This window comes from Pseudomonas huaxiensis (assembly GCF_003231275.1).
Taxonomy (GTDB): Bacteria; Pseudomonadota; Gammaproteobacteria; order Pseudomonadales; family Pseudomonadaceae; genus Aquipseudomonas; species Aquipseudomonas huaxiensis.
Genome location: NZ_QKVL01000008.1, coordinates 153,567 through 170,881 on the forward strand (window position 1 = coordinate 153,567; position 17,315 = coordinate 170,881).

The following is a 17,315-nucleotide window of genomic DNA, read 5'->3' on the forward strand; positions in this document are numbered from 1 at the left end:
AATGAGTAACGAAGCCTTCATGCGTGAAGCCCTGGGCCTGGCCCGGGAAAATATCCAGGCCGGCGGCCGTCCGTTCGCCGCAATGCTGGTGCGCGACGGGCAGGTGATTGCCCGCGCGGTCAATGAAATCCATTGCACCCAGGACCCCACCGCTCACGCCGAAATGCAGGCGATCCGCTTCGCCAGCCGACAGTTGGGACCGCGTCTGGACGGTTGCGAAATCTACGCCACGGGCCATCCGTGCCCGATGTGCCTGGCCGCCATGCATTTGTGCGGGATCGAGCGGGCGTGGTTCGCCTACAGCAACGAAGAGGGCGAGCCCTATGGCCTGTCCACTGCCGAGGTCTACTTGCAGATGACCCGCCCGCCGCTACAGCAGTCGCTGCCGTTGCGTCCGTTGAAACCGGCGGGTGAGGAGGGGCTGTACGGCCTCTGGCAGCAGGTCCGCCCGGCATGACCGAGATTTCGTCGCGCTGGCGTAGCGCCACGCTGTTGCTGCTGGTGGTCGCGGTGACGCTCAACCTGCGACCGATCCTCACCAGCATCGGGCCGCTGCTGGAAGACATCCGCACCGGCACCGGCATTGGCTACCAACAGGCGGCGTTGCTGACTGCGCTGCCGGTGTTGTGCATGGGCCTGGTGCCGTTGTTGCAGCCATGGTTGAGGCGCTGGTTGAGCGAGCAGGGTGGTTTGCTGCTGGGGCTTGCGGCGATTGGTGTGGCCTGTGTCTGGCGGTTGTTGTTGGGCAACGGCACGGCGCTGATCGCCAGCGCCGTGCTGGCCGGGCTTGGTGTGGCCTTCGTCCAGGCGCTGATGCCGGGGCTGGTCAATCGCTGGTTCTCGCAGCGGCTGGCGCTGGCGATGGGCGTGTATTCGGCGGCGCTGATGAGCGGTGGCGGGCTGGCCGCGGTGCTCGGGCCACGGGTCGCCGAGCACTTCGGTCATTGGCAGGCCGGACTTGGGGTCTGGGTGCTGCCGGTGTTGCTGGCGCTGCTTCTGCTCGGGCTGATCGGGCCGAAGCTGGAAGCTGCCGCCGGGCGCGGTGCGGATGGCGGCGGACACTTTTTCGGCAGCCGTCGGGCGTGGCTGTTGGCGATCTATTTCGGCCTGATCAATGGCGGTTACACCAGCATGGTGGCCTGGCTGCCGGCCTACTATCAGCAGGTCGGCGGCAGTGCTCGCGGCGGGGGCGAACTGGTCGGTCTGATGACGATCTTCCAGGTGCTTGGCGCCCTCGGTTTGCCCCTGCTGTTGCGCCGTCTGGCGGACCGTCGTCCCGGCCTGTGGCTGGCGCTGCTCGCGCAATTGCTCGGGTTTGCCGGGCTGTTGCTGGACCCTGCGTTGTCGCCCGGTTTGTGGGTCGGGCTGATCGGTTTTGGTCTGGGCGCCTGCTTCAGCCTGAGTCTGACGCTCACCCTCGAACACCGCAAAGACCCGCGTCAGGCCGGTGGGCTCGCAGCCTTCGTTCAGGGCATCGGCTTTATCATCACCGGGCTGGTGCCGTACCTGACGGGCTGGCTGCGGGATATTAGTGGCGATTTTCAGGCGTCGTGGACACTGCTGACCGTCACGGTGGTGCTGATGCTGCTGGTCACCGGACGCTTCGCGCCGAATGGCTACACCGCTGCGATGAGCCCCGCCAGCACGGTCAACTGATGCCTTGCAGGGTGTCGCGGACCCGGTCCAGTGCCGGGTCGATATCCAGCAGTTCGATGGCGCCGAAACCCAGCAGCAGGCCGTGACGCGGTGCCGCCTGGGTGTAGAAGGGCCGCAACGAATACAGGCCGACTTCCACCTTGCGCGCCAGGGCGATAAGGAAATCCACGTCCAGTTCGCCCTTGGCCAACGCGCTCAGGTGATAGCCCGCCGTGGTGGGCACCGCCTCGAACCACGGGCTGAGGTCGCCTTGCAGGCGCTGCAGGATGCGCTCGCGGCGCGCCGCATAAAGGTCGTGGCAGCGACGAATGTGCTTGAGCAGATGGCCTTCGCTGATAAAGCGGGCCAGGGCCCACTGGCTCAGGGTCGAGGTGTGCCAGTCGCTCAACTGCTTGGCGATGCGCACCGGCTCCAGCAGCGCCGGCGGCAGGATGGCGTAGCCCAGGCGCAGCTCCGGCAGCACGGTCTTGGAGAAGGTGCCGACGTAGGCCACCAGGCCGTGTTCATCGAGACTCTGCAGGGCGTCGGTGGGCCGCCCTTCATAGCGGAATTCACTGTCGTAATCGTCTTCGATGATCACCGCGCCCAGCTCGGCAGCCCGGGATAGCAGGGCACGGCGGCGTGGCAGGCTCATCGGCATGCCCAGCGGGAACTGGTGCGAGGGCGTCACGTAGATCAGCCGTGTGCCGGCTTCGATGCGTTCGACACAAAGGCCTTCGGCATCCACCGGCACATGCTGAATGCGTGCACCCAGAGCTTCGAACAGGTGGCGGGCAGGCGGGTAGCCGGGGTCTTCCATCGCCACCGTGCAGCCCGGCTCGATCAGCACCCGGGCGATCAGGTCCAGGGCCTGCTGCGCGCCGTTGCACACCAGCACATCGGCGCCACTGCAATGCACGCCACGGGCGAAGGCGATGTGCCGGGCGATGGCCTCACGCAGTTCGGGCAAACCTTGCGCGTTGCTGTAGCGGGTGTCGGTGCGCTGGCACTGGCGCAGCGCATGCAGGCTGCACTGGCGCCAGGCGTCGAACGGGAAGTGGGCCTTGCTCGAAGCGCCGCCGATGAAGTCGTAGCGCGACGGCTGCGCAAGCGCCGGGCGACCCATGGGAATGCCGCGTGCGCGCCAACGGGCCAGACTGGCTTCGCCGGCCAGCGGCGTGGCGGTTGGCGTGGGTGTGGCGCTGGTGAGTTGCGGAGTGATGAAGGTGCCGCGGCCGACCTGGCCGCTGAGCAGGTTGTCGTAGGTCAGTCGCGAGTAGGCTTCGGCCACGGTCTTGCGTGACACGCCCAATTGCTCCGCCAGCAGTCGGGTGGGCGGCAGTTGCGTGCCGGCGGCCAGGCGTCCGCTGTCGATACCGGCGCGCAGTTGCTGATAAAGCTGGTCGGCCAGGCCTTTGCGGCCATGCAGGACGATATGCAGTTCCATGGAGGGCGTGGCGTGTGGGGGCAGGAAGCGCAGGTTAACCGATTTGTTGCCGTTGATCCCCTCGGACGGCGTGGTTCGTGGTCTGCGCCCACACTCAAAGGGCTGCACCGTTTCTCATCGCGTTGCTGATGCAACCAGGAGATTCACCATGAAACTGCGTTTGTTGCTGTCCTTTGGCCTGTTGTTCGCGGCTGCCGCCCAGGCACAGGATGTCGCCACGGACTACCACTACGGCATGCGCCTTGATGTCGCCAGGGTGTTGAGCATGACCGAGCCGGTCACCGAGGAGTGCCAGGTGATCAAGGCGGCCATGACCTATCTGGACTCGTCCGGGCAGGAGCACACCCTGCGGTATTTGAAGCTGGCCGAGGTGTGCTCCGATCAGGGGTGAGTCAGTCTCAGACCCTTAGCGCAATTGCTCCAGCAGCGCACCCAACCGCCCAATCCCCGCGTCATCCAGCGGGAACACCGGCGCGCGCGGTGCGCCGCAATCCAGCCCGTCCAGCTTCAAGCCAGCCTTGATCGTCGCTGGCAAACCACCCTTGAGAATGAACTCCAGCAACGGCAACTGCTTGTAGAACAAGGCCCGCGCCTGTTCCAGGTCGTTGCCTTTTACCGCCTGGTACAACTGCTGGTTCAGCGCTGGAATCAGGTTGGCGGCGGCGGTGCACCAGCCGCTGGCGCCCGCAATGAAGGCTTCGAGGGCCAGCGGGTTGCAGCCGTTGTAGAACGGCACCTGGCCTTCGCCGAGCTGGTGCAGGGCGTGCATGCGCTGGATGTCGCCGCTGCTCTCCTTGACCATGGTCACGTTCTCCACCGCCGCGACGATACGCAGGATCAACGGCACGGACATGTCAGTGCCGCTGGTGGCGGGGTTGTTGTAGAGCATGATCGGGATGCCGATGCTGTCGCCGATGCGCTGGTAATGCCGGAGGATTTCCGCCTCGCTGAGCTTCCAGTACGCCGCCGGTAGAACCATCACGGCGTCGGCGCCTTGTTCTTCGGCGAAGCGCGCGCGGCGGATGGCGTTGGTGGTGGTCAGGTCGGAGACGCTGACGATGGTCGGCACCCGACGGGCGATATGGGACAGGCTGAACTCAGCGACCTGGCTCCACTCGCGGTCATTCAGGTAGGCGCCTTCACCCGTACTGCCCAACGGGGCGATGGACTGCACGCCGCCGTCGATCAGGCGGTCGATGGACTGGCCGAGGGCGGCGAGGTTCGGCTGTTCGCCGTCGGTGCTGAACGGGGTGACGGTGTAGCCGATGATGCCGTGAAAAGTCGTGGACATGAAACGTACTCCAGAAAGGGCTTAGTTCAGGCAGTCGGCGTGTTGGCGCAGGCTTTGCCGGGCGAAATAGTTGAACGCGGCGCCATGGCGCTTGGGCCGGTCGATCCAGTCATGGGCCTCGCGGCCGAGGGCCGGGTCGATGGGCTTGATGGTTCCTGCCGCCATCGCCAGCAGTTGCAGCTTGGCTGCGCGTTCGATCAGGTTGGCGGTGACGCAGGCCTGTTCGATATCGGTTCCGGTAGACAACTGGCCGTGGTGCGTCAGCAGGATGGCGCGCTTGTCGCCCAGCGCGGCAGCGATGATCTCACCTTCTTCGTTGCCCACCGGCACGCCCGGCCAGCTTTCGAGAAAGGCGCAGTCGTCATACAGCGGGCAGACGTCCATGTGCGACACCTGCAGCGGCACTTCCAGCATCGACAGCGCCGCGACGTGGGTCGGGTGCGTGTGAATGATGCAGTTGACGTCCGGGCGGGCGCGGTACAGCCAACTGTGGAAGCGGTTGGCCGGGTTGGCCATGCCCTGGCCTTCGAGCACTTCCAGGTCTTCGTTGACCAGCAGCAGATTGCTGGCGCTGATCTCGTCGAAACCCAGGCCCAGTTGCTGGGTGTAGAACGTGCCGGGCTGCGGGCCACGAGCGCTGATCTGCCCGGCCAGGCCGGAATCGTGACCGCGGTCAAAGAGAATACGGCAGGTCAGGGCCAGCTTTTCTCGTACAGTCCACGTATTATCGGCAAGCGAGCCTTGCATCCGCGCAAGGGCCTGCTGGACCAGTTGGTCCTTGGGCAGTGCCATTGTGTTGGCCATTCGGGTGTCCTCGGGTGGTGTGATGAAGCGTCATGGCTTGCCCGTCCCGGTTGCCTGGAAAGTGAGCGGGGCGGTCAGTCGAATGACACAGCAAAGGCTATATGACACAAAGTGTCATAGGCAAGAAAAAAGTTGCCCAACGAACCGGAATCAAGCGCGGCACATGTCTATCCGATTGAAATTATTGAGAAAAAAACTTGGCGTGACCCTCGAGGTTCTGGCGGAAAAGTCCGGCATGACCAAGAGTTATCTGTCCAAGGTCGAGCGTGGCCTGAATACGCCCTCCATTGCCGCAGCGCTGAAGCTCGCGCGGGCGCTGAACGTCAATGTCGAGGAACTGTTCGCCGAAGATGCACCCAACCAGGCCCGCTACAGCCTGGTCCGCCAGGGTGAGCGCCAGTCACTCTCGGGCAGTCTCCAGGGGCCGGGCTACGCGGTGTTGGCCAACCAGATCGGCCAGCGTAGCTTGCTGCCGTTCCTGATAAGCCCGCCGCCTGACTTCAGCGATTCCACGTTCAAGGAACACCTGGGCGAGGAATTTCTGTTCGTCCATGAAGGCCGGGTCGAGGTCGATTTCATGACCGAACGGGTCGTGCTGGAGCGCGGCGACGCCCTGTACTTCAACGCCCAGACGCCGCATCGCCTGCGTTCGCTGGGTGAGGTGCAGGCGCAATTGCTGGTGGTGGTGCACGACGCAGGGTAGAGGTTTCCCCGTCCTTTTGCGGTGGGTTGGCGCGCTAGCATCGCGGCCGTCACCCTCCATCAAGGACGATCACCATGGCGCACCCTTCGCGCGACTACTTCCGCCTGCTCAACAGCATTATTGATCAACGCCTTGCCGTTGCCGGTCTGCGCAGTTCCTGGTTCCACATGAACTCCGGCGAGCGCGCCGATTACCTGGCCGAAGTTGATCGGCGCCTGCTTGATATCCAGCGCACGACCCTCAGTGTTCTCGCCGCGTGCTACTACGCCGAGCAGGACAATCCGCGTGCCATCGACGAACATCTGGCCGTTTTGCGCCGTTGTCGCGAGCACCTTGAGCAACAGGAATCCACGCCCGCGCGGGACGACTACCGCCGCCGGCTCGACGGTGAGATTCAGCTCTACGCACGTCAGCAGACGGTCATGCAAGGCTTTGAGCAAGCCTGGCGCAAGGGGTTGAAGCTATTGGCCTTCAGCAACGGTCTGGAGGCGCCCTGCCAGGCGTTGCTGGTGCGTTTGCAGCGTATGGAGCGTCTGGCGCAGCGCAAGCTGGGTGCACGGCTTGAAGCGGATGCGCAGCGTGCCACGCTGTTCGCCCGCGCCGAGGGCTGGAAGGTCCTGGCCGAGCGTTATCGCACCCTGCTCGATACGCCTGGGCGAGCGCTGCCGGCCGCCGTTGCCGCACTGACGATCATCCCGGCTGCCTCGAATGATTTGCCGGTCAACCTGTCACTGTTGTTGATGGAGGAGCGCCCTGGCTATGTCCGCCTGAACGTGGCGCTGGTGGACCCGAGCTACGACGGCCGTTTCAAGGACTTGTACCTTGAGCGTGGGCATCTTGTGGCACAGACCAATGGGGTGATGAATTTTTCCTTCGGCACGCTTGATCGCTCCTTGTCCTGGCAGCAGCAGTACCGCCTGAAGCACGAGCCGGCGCATGCGCAATCGCCCACGTTTGCGCCGATTCGCTCGGTGCTGGTTCGCACCCGATTCGTTGTCGACCTGCTGGGGCTCTACATGGTCTCCGAGCACACTTTGCGCAAGGGCTTTCTGGTGCAGGTGTTGAATGAGGGGGCGCGCATTCGTGTGGTCAATGTCGACCGCAAGGTGCCCAACCAGGTCGCCATGCAGGTCTTCAACGAACTGCGCACGGCGCATCAGGTGCGCACCGTCGTATTGCCCCATGCCTTGAATGATCTGCTCGATCGCTACGCCGACATCAGCAGCTTCCAGACCATCGCACTGGACAGTTATGCCCGTACTCACTACGACCCTGACCGTGACGGCGATTTTGTCAGCATTCGTCAATGGGAGCAGGCACTGGGCTTTGGTGAGCGCCTCTACCTGCTGGAGTTGCCTCGGGATGGTCTGTTTCTGGCAGCGACACCATTCGCGGCCGTGACCGAGCGCAATAGCCATCAGCTCAGCGCATCGGAACTGCGTCGGGTCTGGGTGCACAACGAGCTGTTCTTCCGCCGGCTCGAGCAGTTGCGCGAGAACGGCAGGGGGGCGTGCCCGTGGCTGCACCATCCGCTTGAGCACGCAGCGTTTTGTGCGCAGTGGCTGCGCCTGCTCGAGCGCAACCACTTGACCCCGGGCGGGATCCTGACAGCACCGGAGGTGATGCGCGACAGTCTGCGGGATATCAAGGGCAATCACCTGGGCAAGGTGCGGTGGGAACAGGCATTCGCGCACCAGGTCTGGCACTGGAGGCCGCTTGAGTCCTTGTTGTTCGGCCTGGGCGAACACCTTGCTCAGCGCGGGCTGGCAAATCTGTTGGATGATGCCTATCTGCAAGCGACAGTGGGTCATGCCGGGCAGTTGCTGGGTGCGCTGCTGGAGCCCATGGGCTACCGGGCGCGGGCGCTGAGACTGCTGCGTCTGCTATTGCTGGGCAGCGCGGCCTTGTCCGATGAAGCCCCGGCGTTGAGCGAGCGTGCCGCACCCTTGCTCGACAGCGAGGCGGGTCGAGGGCTTCGTCGGCAGGCCGTGTGCCAGGTGCTGTTGTGCCTGGCCTGCCAGGCTAGCCAGTGGCCCTCGCCAGTCAACCGCCATTCGCCGCTGGGAGAGGGTCCTTTCCGGGATAGGCGCGAAGCGCTTGATCCTTACCTGATTCTCAATAGCCGTCGCGGTCTGACAGATGACGATTGGCTGATCGCCGAAGACAAATACCGCGGCTACCACCAGTTCGCGTCCGAGCCGGACAGTCCCGTCAGCCTCTACGTGGCGCAATTGGACAGCCCGTTCGTTGCGGGCCTCAGCCCCGTCTGCGCGGCGCTGTGCGGGGATGTGCCACGGCTGTTCGGCGGCGAGCCCGCACGGAAAGACTACTGGCGGTTCCAGTTGGCGATCAGCGCCTTCCTGCTGCGCAGCGGTCATCACGGGTTCTTTGAAACGATCTATGTGGCGGCGCGCTACGAGCCTGGAGGGGCTGACGCCATTGGCCCGGCATTGCTGGCGCTGTTTGACCGCTGCCGAGAGCCGGACACCGGCAGCGGCGAGCTCTATCAGGGCGCCATGGCGCTGATCTTGCCGCTGGTCAATTGCGATATCGAGCCTTCCCGGCAACTGAAAGTCGCCCACTGCGGGTTATCCTGCAGCAAGCCGCTGGAGAGGGCGGATGACGGGTGTTAGGCTCTCTGGCGTGATTTCATTCGGCCCCCGGAGTTTTTTCTGATGAGCAGCATTTCGCACTTCTGGCGTGATCCGGCGCTGCCTTTCATCGAGGCCCGGGGTGTGGCCGATGGCCGCAAGGTCTGCTATGCGCGGCACTCCCACGAAGGCTTTTCCATCGGTGCCATCACCGCTGGGCGCAGCACCTACTTCGATGGCCAGCGCTGGCATGAAATCGAGGCCGGCACGGTGGTCATGATGAATCCGGGCGTGGTCCATGCCTGCAATCCGATCGCCGACCAGCCCTGGTCCTACCTGATGCTGTATGTCGACATGCCCTGGCTGCGCGGCCTGGGTTTCGAGCCGCTGGCCCGCACCCTGAGCACCTCGCCAGGGCTGTACCAGGCCCTGACCGAACTCTACGCACAACTGATCGACAGCCAACTGGACAGCGAGCACAAGCGCATCGCCGCCGAAGCGTTTTTCAGTCAGCTACGTGCCCAGGCGCAGGCGGCGCCGGCATTGGCGGGGCAGGGCAATGAACGCCTCGAGCGGGCGGCGAGCTATATCCGTCAGCACTGCACCGAACCGCTGAAGCTGGAAGACATCGGCGAGGCGGCGGGGCTATCCACTTCCTACCTGATCCGCGCGTTCAAGCAGCATTACGGAATGACGCCGCATGGTTACCTGCTCGATCACCGCGTACGCTATGCCCGTGCCCAGTTGCGCCAGGGCCGCCTGATCGCCGAGGTGGCTCACGAGGCGGGTTTCGCCGACCAGGCGCACCTGCAACGCGCCTTCAAGCACCACCTGGCCGCCACCCCCGGGCACTATCGCTCAGCCCAGTAACAGGTACAGCGCACTGGCTACCAGCAGCAAGGCCAGGGCGCGGTTGAACAGGCGCATGCGCCGCGGGTTGTCGAGGTAGCGCCGAATCACCGTCCCGGCCCAGGCCCAGCAACCCACCGACAGGTAGCAGATCACCAGATAGATCAGTGTGAACTGCCACAGCAGCGCCGTTTCTCCCTGACCGACGAATGCCCCGACCCCGGCCACGCAGGCCAGCCACGCCTTTGGGTTGAGCCACTGCATCAGCGCGCCGTAGGCCATGCTCGGTGGTTTACCGGGACCGCCATCGCCGAGGCTGCCGTCATCCGCGGCCAGTTTCCAGGCCATGTACAGCAAAAACACAATGCCGGCCCAGCGCAGCACCTCGGTCAGCCCCGGCCACTCCCGCAGCACCGCATGCAGGCCGTAGCCCACCAGCAACAACAGCAGACAGAAGCCCAGGGTGGCGCCGCTGACATGCCGCATGGCCGGGCGCAGCCCATGCTGAGCGCCGGCAGCAAGGGCGACCAGGTTGACCGGGCCGGGAGAAATGGATGCGGCCAGCGCAAAGGCGGCCATGGACAGCAACAGGCTCATGCAGCGTCTCTCTTGTCAGTGAAGAAAGTCAGGAGCCTATCGGGCGGTCGTTGGCGGGTATTGAAGAAAACTGCCCTGTTGTACCGTTATGTCTCGCTGCCGAGGCCTGAGGCGCGCAATGGCGGCACGGTCCCCGGCTTTTCTTGTCGATTGCGCGTAACAGGGCGTATAAACTGCACCCCTTTGCCGGTCGCTTCCTGAACCGGCCGTTGAAACAAGAGAGTCGATATGGGCGCACAGTGGAAAGCCAAACATAAAGAACAAGCTGCCAATGCCAAAGGCAAGATCATGGGCAAGCTGGCCAAGGAAATTCAGATCGCTGCACGCAGCGGCGCCGACCCGGACATGAACGCCCGTCTGCGTCTGGTGATCGAGCAGGCCAAGAAGGCCTCCATGACCCGCGAGACCCTGGAACGCGCGATCAAGAAAGGCGCGGGCCTGTTGGGCGAGCAGGTGCAATACCACGCGGTGAAGTACGAAGGTTTCGCGCCGCACCAGGTGCCGCTGATCGTCGAGTGCCTGACCGACAACGTCAACCGTACTGTCGCTGAAGTCCGCGTGCTGTTCCGCAAGGGCCAACTGGGGGCCGAGGGTTCGGTGTCGTGGGACTTCAACCACGTCGGCCTGATCGAAGCCACCCCGGATAGCGCAGACGCCGACCCGGAAATGGCCGCCATCGAAGCCGGCGCTCAGGATTTCGAACCGGCTGATGAGGGCGCGACCCTGTTCATCACTGAAACCACCGACCTGGACAGCGTGCAGAAAGCCCTGCCGGAGCAGGGTTTCACCGTGATTTCGGCGAAGATCGGCTACACCCCGAAAAACCCGGTCAGCGCTGCCAGCTTGAGCGAAGAGGCTCTGGCTGAGGTCGAGGCCTTCCTCGAAGCGATCGATAACCACGATGATGTGCAGAACGTGTATGTCGGCCTGACGGCTTGATTCGAGCCTATTGCTGAACAAAAAGGCCACATCAAGCGTCTGTTGAGGCCCTTCGCGAGCAAGCTCGCTCCTACAGTGCAGGGGCGAGTTTGTCGGGCGCCGAACCGTCGCGATGGTTCCCAACAGGGCTGACTGACTGGCATTGCGCCTGATGCGGTCTCTTTGTTGTGATTGTCAGGCGCTACTCTCCGAGCTTCACCACCACCTCGGCAAACCCCGGCCGCCGACACACATCAGCCTGCACACAATCGCTCTGCAACGCCCGCAACAGCGGTAAATCCCCGTCACAACGCTCCAGCAATTCCCCGAGCAACACCCCAAACGCCCGCACCTCGATGCGCTCCAGCGCCGCCGCCGCGCTGCCGTCATCCAGCGGATGGAACGACGCCGCACCAAAATCCCCCAGCAGGCTGTGCCCGTGCTCATCGCAGAGGATGTTATGGGCGTACAGATCACCGTGGCTCAGCCCGCGCTGGTGCAGGTGCGCCGCCACCGAAGCGATGGCCGACGCCAGTCGGCGCACGCCGTGTGGCTCAAGCCGGCGCTCGGCGGGGTAAATATCCCGCGTGCAGCTTTGCAGGCTGGGTGGGCCGGCGAGGCTGAACCAGGCCGGGTCGATCAGTTCCATCACCAACGCGGGAAGCTGCTGCGGATGGTTGTCGATGCGCCCCAGCAGTGGAATCAGGTGCGGATGCTGGCCGGCGGCGATGCAGGCGTTCATCTCGTCCAGCGGCGTGCCGTCGCTGGTGATCTCGCCTTTGTAGAGTTTCACCGCCACGGCGCTGTCGTGTTCGTTGAGCCGCGCACGATGAATCACCCCGGACGCGCCCTGGCCGAGTACCTGTTCCAGCGTGATGTTCTGCCAGTCCAGCCCGGCGCAGTGCCCGTCCACTGCGGGCGAGCGATAGCCCTCGGGCAGCGGGTTGCCGGCATAGGCCAGCCACGCCAGGTTGGGCAGGCTGAGTAGCCATTCCGGGAACTGCTCCAGGCGGTTGGCGGCGACCCTCACCAATTCGAGCTTTTCGCAGCGAGCGAGGCTGGCCGGCAGGCTGCGCAGGCGGTTGCCGGAAAGCATGAGCTTTTGCAGTTCGGCGCAGTCACCGAGGGCTTCGGGCAACTGCTCCAGGCGGTTGTCGGTCAGCACCAGCGAGCGCAACCCTGGTGGCAGCGCAGCGGCAGGGACGTCCTCGATAAGGTTGCTCTTGACGCCCACCACTTCCAGGCTGGCGCACTGGCCGATACCGACCGGCAATCGGCTCAAGCGATTCTCTGAACAAAACAACACTTTCAGTTTGTGCAGCCGGCTCAGGTCGTCGGGCAGGTCAGTCAGGGCGTTACCAGTCAGGTTGAGGACTTCGAGGCTGTCGGCCAGCGCGAAGATTTCCTCCGGGAACCGCTCAAGGCCACAGGCCAGGTCGAGGCGAGCAATACCTGCCAGACGGCCGGCTTTGAGGTCTTCAAGAGTGTGCATGGGCAGGGTCGTCAGTCAAAACGGCGGCCATGATAGCGGCAAAGACTTCGCGGCATGCGACTTAAGTTCGATAGCGGGCCGACAACAACTGGCCATACTCGACGTTCGCCCTTTAATAACAACAAACGTAGGGTTATTCGTCGATGAGTTATCAGCACAGCTACGACCGTTCCATCGCGGCGCCCGCCGATTTCTGGGCCGAGCACGCCCATGACCTGGCCTGGTTTCGCAAACCCACGGAAATCCTTCGCGACAATCCCGATGGCACCCACCAGTGGTTCGCCGACGGGCGCCTGAACAGTTGCTACCTGGCGCTGGATCACCAGATCGACGAGGGCCGCGGCGAGCAGACCGCCCTGATCTACGATTCGCCGGTCACCAACAGCCAACAAACCTTCACCTTCCGCCAGATGCGCGACGAAGTGGCGCGCCTGGCCGGCTTGCTGCGCGACCTGGGTGTCCAGCAGGGCGACGGGGTGGTGATCTACATGCCGATGGTCCCGCAGGCGGCCATGGCCATGCTCGCCTGTGCCCGCATCGGCGCGGTGCATTCGGTGGTGTTCGGCGGTTTCGCCCCGCATGAATTGGCGCTGCGTATCGATGACGCACGGCCCACCCTGTTGCTGACGGCGTCGTGCGGCGTGGAGTTTGATCGCGTCATCGAATACAAACCGCTGGTGGACAGCGCCCTGGAACAATCCAGCCATCAGCCACGCAAGGTGCTGGTGCTGCAACGGCCGCAGGTGCGCGCCACCTTGAAGGAAGGTCGCGATCTGGACTGGCAGGCTGCGCTGGCCGATGCCAGGCCGGTGCCGCCGGTGGAGCTGGGCGCCGCCGATCCGCTGTACATCATGTACACCTCCGGCACCACCGGAAAACCCAAGGGCATCGTCCGCGAAAACGGCGGCAACGCCGTGGCTCTGCGCTTTGCCATGAAGAACATCTACGGCATGCAGCCGGGTGAAGTGTGGTGGGGCATTTCCGATGTCGGCTGGGTCGTGGGGCACTCGCTGATCGTCTATGGCCCGTTGATGAACGGTTGCACCACGGTGTTCTACGAGGGCAAGCCGATCCGCACCCCGGATGCCGGCGCCTACTGGCGGGTGGTCGAACAATACCGGGTCAACGGCCTGTTCTGCGCGCCGACGGCCATGCGCGCGATCCGCAAGGAAGACCCGGAAGGCCTGCTGCTGCGCGGCTACGACCTGAGTTCGCTGCGCGAGTTTTTCCTTGCTGGCGAGCGCCTTGATTCCAGTACGCACCAATGGCTGGAAAGCATCAGCGGCAAGACCGTGCACGATCACTGGTGGCAGACCGAAACCGGCTGGCCGGTGACCGCGCCATGCCTGGGCCTGGATGGCAGCGGTGGCCGAGCAGGTTCGAGCAACCGCGCGGTGCCGGGCTACCACGTGCGGGTGCTGGACGAAGACGGCCAATTGCTCGGTGCCAACCAGCAGGGCGCCATCGTCATCACCTTGCCGCTGCCGCCGGGCTGCAGTCAGACCTTGTGGGGCGACCATTCGCGTTACCTGGATTCGTACCTCAACACCTTCCCCGGCTACTACCACACCGGCGACGGCGGCTACCTGGATGAAGACGGATTCGTTTACATCATGGGCCGCACCGACGATGTGATTAACGTCTCCGGGCACCGCCTTTCCACCGGCGAGATGGAAGACCTGGTGGCGCGCCATCCGGCCGTTGCCGAGTGCGCCGTGGTTGGCGTTCGCGACGAGATCAAGGGCCAGGTGCCGCTGGCGCTGCTGGTGCTCAAAGATGGGGTCGGGATGGGCGAAGCCCAGTTGCAGGCCGAACTGGTCGCCACCGTGCGTGAGCAGATTGGCGCGCTGGCCTGTTTCAATCAGGTGCGGGTGGTCAAGCGCCTGCCCAAGACCCGCTCGGGCAAGATCCTGCGTGCCGTGCTGCGCAAGATCGCCGACCAGCAGGCCTACACACCGCCTTCGACCCTGGATGACCCGGCGGTGCTGGTGGAAATCGAGGAAGTGCTGGCGGGGCTGGCGCGGGCGGGGTGACTGGCATGCACCGCATCAGGCCGGCCCCATCTGCCGCAACTGTCCCAGCCGGCTGCGGGTGCGCGCCAGGTCTGCGACGCTGCCGCCGAGGCTTTGCTCCAGCGGCAGTTCGCCGATCAGCAGCAGTTGCTTGTCGCGGTCGTAGAGCACGTCCACCAGGTTGATGAAGCGCTGTTGCGCGGCGATGGTGCAGTCTTCCAGGTTCGGCAGGTGCTCGATGGTCCAGTGTTCGAAGCGCTGCACCAGGTCCAGGTAGTCGATGACCGCAGTCGCTTGTTCGCAAATGGCGGAGAAATCGAAAACCACGCTGTGCTCATCGCGTACGCGCGCGCGCAACTGGCGTTTGCCGACGTTCAGAAGCACGTCTTCGGTGGCGTCGTTCAGGCCCAGTTGGTGGCGCTGTTGCGGGCTGCCAGGCCACAGGTACAGCCCCTGGGTGAAGCGCTGTTGGGTTCCGGCGCCGGGCAGGGCGCGGTAGTCCTGGTCGCCGCCGACTTCAAGGATGTCCATGCGCGCTTCGATAAGGCGGATAACCGGCTCGAAACGCTGATGATAGAGCGGGTTGGGCAGCAACCCCGCGGGGGCGTAGTTAGAGGTGACCAGAACGAAAATGCCGCGCTCGAACAGGGCCTGGAACAGCCGGGTGAGGAGCATGGCGTCGCCGATGTCGTGGACGTGGAATTCGTCGAAACACAGCACCCGGCAATCACCGAGCAGGGCGTCGAGGGTCAGCGCCAGGGCGTCGGGTGCCTGGCGATGATCGAACATGCCCTGGTGCAGGCGGGCGAAGAAATCATGGAAGTGCAGGCGGCGCTTGGGAATCTCGCCCAGAGCGTTGAAGAAACCGTCGAGCAGCCAGCTCTTGCCGCGTCCGACCTGGCCATGAAGGTACAGGCTGCGGGCGCGGCCAGCGGGAAGGCGGGCAACCTGTTCGGCCATCGCCGCGATCACCCGTTGCTGGCCCTGGCTGAGGGTGTAGCCCTGCTGGCTGGCTTTGTCCCGGAAGTACGCCTGGATCTGGCTGTCCGGCCCTGGTGTCGCAACCGTGGAAGCGCCAAGGCGCTGGCGCAGGGCGTGCAGTGGCGAGCGGAGCCAGGAGAAAACGGGCACGGGCAGGGTTCCTCGTAGAACGTGAAGCCGGCAGGCGGATAACGAGCGGCGGCAATATTAACCAAATAGTGAAAAATGCTGCCAGTGATGTCTTCCTTGCTTGTCGGATAGTTCTTGTACATGAACTGTACATTTCTTGATCGGCTGGCAGCTTTGTCCTCGGCTGCTACCCTCAAAACCACGAAGTCCTGTAAGGGACAGGGAGGGCAAGTGAAGGGATGGTCACTGGCAACGCTGTTCGGGCTGTGTGCGGCCCAGGGTGTTGCTGCCACGGAGTTTCTCGTCGAGGTGCGTGTCGACGTCCAGCGCGGCTGTCTGCTGATCCATCAGCCCCGCGAAGCGTCCGCCGAGGCCTTGGGCGTGCTGGACTTTGGCCAGAGCCCACGGCTGGACGACCCCGCAGGGCCGCTCAGCAGCCAGTTGCTGGCGCTGCGTCCGCCGCGGCTGGAGTGCAATCCCGATACCGCCTATCAGATCGAAGTCGATGGCGGCCTGCACGGTGGCACCGGCGAAGTGCGTTATCTGGTGGCCGCAGACCCCAAGGCCAAACCCATTCCCTACCGCTTGTACCAGGATGCTGCCTGGCGCGCGCCGCTGTCGGTCAATACGGCCCAGCATGGGCGTGTGCCGGACAGCGGATCGGTTGAACTTCCTCTGTACGCACGTATCGACACTCAAACCGAGCTTCCAAGGACGGGACGTTATTCGGACATGTTGAAGGTGACCGTCACCTGGTGATGGTCACGGTGGCACTGCTTAAGGAGTGAGCAGCATGCAAACGACCCGCATTCTTTTGCTGAGCCTGGGACCACTCCTGCTCAGCACCAGCGTCAACGGCGCGCTGAATGGCCATATTCAGGCGCGCCTGGTGATCACGTCCGCCTGCCAGATCAGCAGCGAACAGCCCGGCGCGCCCCCTGCCGGCGCTGGCGGTGTGCTCGACTTCGGCCAGCAGGGCCCGGTGTGGAACGACACCTTGCGGGCCAATCTCGACGAGCCGGGCGGCAGCAACCTGCAGGTCAGTTGCAACCCGCAGGTACGCGCGTTCACCGTCACCATCAACGGCGGCGCCAACCCCGATGGCACCACCCGACGCCTGAGCAATGGCGGCGTCCTCATTCCCTACCAGCTTTCCACCGACCCGGCCGGGCGTTCCAATTACGGCATCGGCCAGCAGCTCAATTTTTCCGTGAGCAGCGCGGCGCAGATTCCCATCCCTATCTACGGCGTTGTAACCGCCAACCCCAAAGCCCTGCCTGCGGGCATTTACCGCGACACCCTGACGGTGACGCTGGACTGGTAACAAGGAGTGAACCATGAAACCTCGTCTTTCCCGTGTCCTCTTCGCCGGTGTCGCCCTGGCACTGACTTCCCAGGCCCAGGCGGCCACTGTCACCGGGGTGATCAACGCCACGCTGACATTGATCGCCAGTTGTCAGGTCAATGGCTCCACCGCCACCAGCGGGGTCAACTTCGGCGCCCTCAACTTCGGCACCCAGAACGCGCTGTTCACCCAGGCCTCGGGCCAGGTGCAGAGCGGCGGCGCGGCGATCAGCGTGCTCTGCTCGAAAGGCGCGATACCGGTGATCAAGGTCGGCCTGGGTAGCCATGACGGCGCTTCGAGCGGCGGCACCCGGTCTTTGTCCGATGGCACCAACTTCGTGCCGTATGACTTCTACACCGACGCGGGCACTTCCACGCTGCTGCCGATCAACGGCACCATCACCCTGCCGACCAGCACGGGCGTGGCGCAGACCGTTGACCTGTACGGCAAGGCCGTGGGCAAGGCCGGTTTGCCGCCCGGCGTCTACACCGACACCGTGGCGGTCGAGCTGAGCTTCTGAG

At 64.2% G+C, this 17,315-nt stretch carries 17 protein-coding genes; 11 read left to right on the forward strand and 6 right to left on the reverse strand.

All coding sequences use genetic code 11. The features are described from left to right. Position 1 precedes the first annotated feature (1 nt). Positions 2-457: a nucleoside deaminase gene (locus DM374_RS12390; RefSeq protein ID WP_110970068.1), complete on the forward strand. Its 456-nt coding sequence runs from the start codon at positions 2-4 to the stop codon at positions 455-457. After that, positions 454-1,656, forward strand: coding sequence for a cyanate transporter (locus DM374_RS12395; RefSeq protein ID WP_110970069.1), 1,203 nt, complete (start codon positions 454-456; stop codon positions 1,654-1,656). Before DM374_RS12390 ends, DM374_RS12395 begins: the two co-directional genes overlap by 4 nt. Here DM374_RS12395 and pdxR read toward each other — a convergent pair. Then, positions 1,649-3,082, reverse strand: coding sequence for a MocR-like pyridoxine biosynthesis transcription factor PdxR (pdxR, locus tag DM374_RS12400; RefSeq protein WP_110970070.1), 1,434 nt, complete (start codon positions 3,080-3,082; stop codon positions 1,649-1,651). The two genes, DM374_RS12395 and pdxR, sit on opposite strands and share 8 nt — an antisense overlap. A 148-nt stretch (positions 3,083-3,230) precedes the next feature. Between pdxR and DM374_RS12405 the strand changes: the two genes are divergently transcribed. Beyond that, positions 3,231-3,473 (forward strand): DUF2790 domain-containing protein, encoded by a 243-nt coding sequence (locus DM374_RS12405; protein WP_110970071.1) that lies wholly within the window; start codon positions 3,231-3,233, stop codon positions 3,471-3,473. A gap of 15 nt (positions 3,474-3,488) precedes the next feature. Here the strand turns inward: DM374_RS12405 and DM374_RS12410 are convergent, their stop codons facing one another. After that, positions 3,489-4,373 carry a dihydrodipicolinate synthase family protein gene (locus tag DM374_RS12410; protein ID WP_110970072.1) on the reverse strand — a complete coding sequence of 295 codons (885 nt, stop codon included), beginning with the start codon at positions 4,371-4,373 and terminating at the stop codon, positions 3,489-3,491. 21 nt (positions 4,374-4,394) lie between these two features. After that, positions 4,395-5,177 (reverse strand): aldolase, encoded by a 783-nt coding sequence (locus tag DM374_RS12415; protein ID WP_110970073.1) that lies wholly within the window; start codon positions 5,175-5,177, stop codon positions 4,395-4,397. Between the two features lie 163 nt (positions 5,178-5,340). Between DM374_RS12415 and DM374_RS12420 the strand changes: the two genes are divergently transcribed. The 3 genes from DM374_RS12420 (at position 5,341) to DM374_RS12430 (ending at position 9,341) form a co-directional block, all read left to right on the forward strand. Continuing rightward, on the forward strand, positions 5,341-5,880 hold the full coding sequence (locus DM374_RS12420; protein WP_110970074.1) for a helix-turn-helix domain-containing protein: 540 nt from the start codon (positions 5,341-5,343) through the stop codon (positions 5,878-5,880). 74 nt (positions 5,881-5,954) lie between these two features. Next, the gene (locus DM374_RS12425; protein ID WP_110970075.1) at positions 5,955-8,513 is read left to right on the forward strand and encodes a hypothetical protein; all 2,559 of its coding nucleotides are present in this window, start codon (positions 5,955-5,957) and stop codon (positions 8,511-8,513) included. 42 nt (positions 8,514-8,555) lie between these two features. Continuing rightward, the gene (locus DM374_RS12430) at positions 8,556-9,341 is read left to right on the forward strand and encodes an AraC family transcriptional regulator (protein ID WP_110970076.1); all 786 of its coding nucleotides are present in this window, start codon (positions 8,556-8,558) and stop codon (positions 9,339-9,341) included. Here DM374_RS12430 and DM374_RS12435 read toward each other — a convergent pair. Next, positions 9,330-9,917, reverse strand: coding sequence for a LysE family translocator (locus DM374_RS12435; protein WP_110970077.1), 588 nt, complete (start codon positions 9,915-9,917; stop codon positions 9,330-9,332). The two genes, DM374_RS12430 and DM374_RS12435, sit on opposite strands and share 12 nt — an antisense overlap. Before the next feature lie 228 nt (positions 9,918-10,145). On the opposite strand from DM374_RS12435, the gene DM374_RS12440 reads away from it, so the two are divergent. Beyond that, positions 10,146-10,856, forward strand: a complete 711-nt coding sequence (locus tag DM374_RS12440) for a YebC/PmpR family DNA-binding transcriptional regulator (protein WP_110970078.1) — start codon at positions 10,146-10,148, stop codon at positions 10,854-10,856. A 181-nt stretch (positions 10,857-11,037) separates the two neighbouring features. On the opposite strand, the gene DM374_RS12445 is transcribed toward DM374_RS12440, so the two are convergent. Continuing rightward, positions 11,038-12,327, reverse strand: coding sequence for a leucine-rich repeat-containing protein kinase family protein (locus tag DM374_RS12445; RefSeq protein WP_110970079.1), 1,290 nt, complete (start codon positions 12,325-12,327; stop codon positions 11,038-11,040). Positions 12,328-12,470: 143 nt separating this feature from the next. On the opposite strand from DM374_RS12445, the gene DM374_RS12450 reads away from it, so the two are divergent. Beyond that, the gene (locus tag DM374_RS12450) at positions 12,471-14,360 is read left to right on the forward strand and encodes a propionyl-CoA synthetase (protein ID WP_110970080.1); all 1,890 of its coding nucleotides are present in this window, start codon (positions 12,471-12,473) and stop codon (positions 14,358-14,360) included. Between the two features lie 15 nt (positions 14,361-14,375). Here the strand turns inward: DM374_RS12450 and zapE are convergent, their stop codons facing one another. After that, complete coding sequence (zapE, locus tag DM374_RS12455; protein ID WP_110970081.1) at positions 14,376-15,470, reverse strand: cell division protein ZapE; 1,095 nt, start codon at positions 15,468-15,470, stop codon at positions 14,376-14,378. A 210-nt stretch (positions 15,471-15,680) separates the two neighbouring features. Between zapE and DM374_RS12460 the strand changes: the two genes are divergently transcribed. Genes DM374_RS12460 through DM374_RS12470 form a run of 3 tightly spaced genes read left to right on the forward strand, consistent with a single transcriptional unit; the run spans position 15,681 to position 17,314 of the window. Then, a complete protein-coding gene (locus tag DM374_RS12460) occupies positions 15,681-16,208 on the forward strand; it encodes a spore coat U domain-containing protein (RefSeq protein WP_318531810.1) in 528 nt (175 codons plus the stop codon). Positions 16,209-16,242: 34 nt separating this feature from the next. After that, positions 16,243-16,773, forward strand: a complete 531-nt coding sequence (locus DM374_RS12465; protein ID WP_095153705.1) for a Csu type fimbrial protein — start codon at positions 16,243-16,245, stop codon at positions 16,771-16,773. A 13-nt stretch (positions 16,774-16,786) separates the two neighbouring features. Continuing rightward, complete coding sequence (locus tag DM374_RS12470; RefSeq protein ID WP_110970083.1) at positions 16,787-17,314, forward strand: Csu type fimbrial protein; 528 nt, start codon at positions 16,787-16,789, stop codon at positions 17,312-17,314. Position 17,315: the final 1 nt, after the last annotated feature.

Excerpts from the sequence above, each read along its gene's own strand:
- DM374_RS12390 (WP_110970068.1), top strand. The coding sequence starts at position 2 with ATGAGTAACGAAGCCTTCATGCGTGAAGCCCTGGGCCTGGCCCGGGAA.
- DM374_RS12395 (WP_110970069.1), top strand. The coding sequence starts at position 454 with ATGACCGAGATTTCGTCGCGCTGGCGTAGCGCCACGCTGTTGCTGCTG.
- pdxR (WP_110970070.1), bottom strand. The coding sequence starts at position 3,082 with ATGGAACTGCATATCGTCCTGCATGGCCGCAAAGGCCTGGCCGACCAG.
- DM374_RS12405 (WP_110970071.1), top strand. The coding sequence starts at position 3,231 with ATGAAACTGCGTTTGTTGCTGTCCTTTGGCCTGTTGTTCGCGGCTGCC.
- DM374_RS12410 (WP_110970072.1), bottom strand. The coding sequence starts at position 4,373 with ATGTCCACGACTTTTCACGGCATCATCGGCTACACCGTCACCCCGTTC.
- DM374_RS12415 (WP_110970073.1), bottom strand. The coding sequence starts at position 5,177 with ATGGCCAACACAATGGCACTGCCCAAGGACCAACTGGTCCAGCAGGCC.
- DM374_RS12420 (WP_110970074.1), top strand. The coding sequence starts at position 5,341 with ATGTCTATCCGATTGAAATTATTGAGAAAAAAACTTGGCGTGACCCTC.
- DM374_RS12425 (WP_110970075.1), top strand. The coding sequence starts at position 5,955 with ATGGCGCACCCTTCGCGCGACTACTTCCGCCTGCTCAACAGCATTATT.
- DM374_RS12430 (WP_110970076.1), top strand. The coding sequence starts at position 8,556 with ATGAGCAGCATTTCGCACTTCTGGCGTGATCCGGCGCTGCCTTTCATC.
- DM374_RS12435 (WP_110970077.1), bottom strand. The coding sequence starts at position 9,917 with ATGAGCCTGTTGCTGTCCATGGCCGCCTTTGCGCTGGCCGCATCCATT.
- DM374_RS12440 (WP_110970078.1), top strand. The coding sequence starts at position 10,146 with ATGGGCGCACAGTGGAAAGCCAAACATAAAGAACAAGCTGCCAATGCC.
- DM374_RS12445 (WP_110970079.1), bottom strand. The coding sequence starts at position 12,327 with ATGCACACTCTTGAAGACCTCAAAGCCGGCCGTCTGGCAGGTATTGCT.
- DM374_RS12450 (WP_110970080.1), top strand. The coding sequence starts at position 12,471 with ATGAGTTATCAGCACAGCTACGACCGTTCCATCGCGGCGCCCGCCGAT.
- DM374_RS12465 (WP_095153705.1), top strand. The coding sequence starts at position 16,243 with ATGCAAACGACCCGCATTCTTTTGCTGAGCCTGGGACCACTCCTGCTC.
- DM374_RS12470 (WP_110970083.1), top strand. The coding sequence starts at position 16,787 with ATGAAACCTCGTCTTTCCCGTGTCCTCTTCGCCGGTGTCGCCCTGGCA.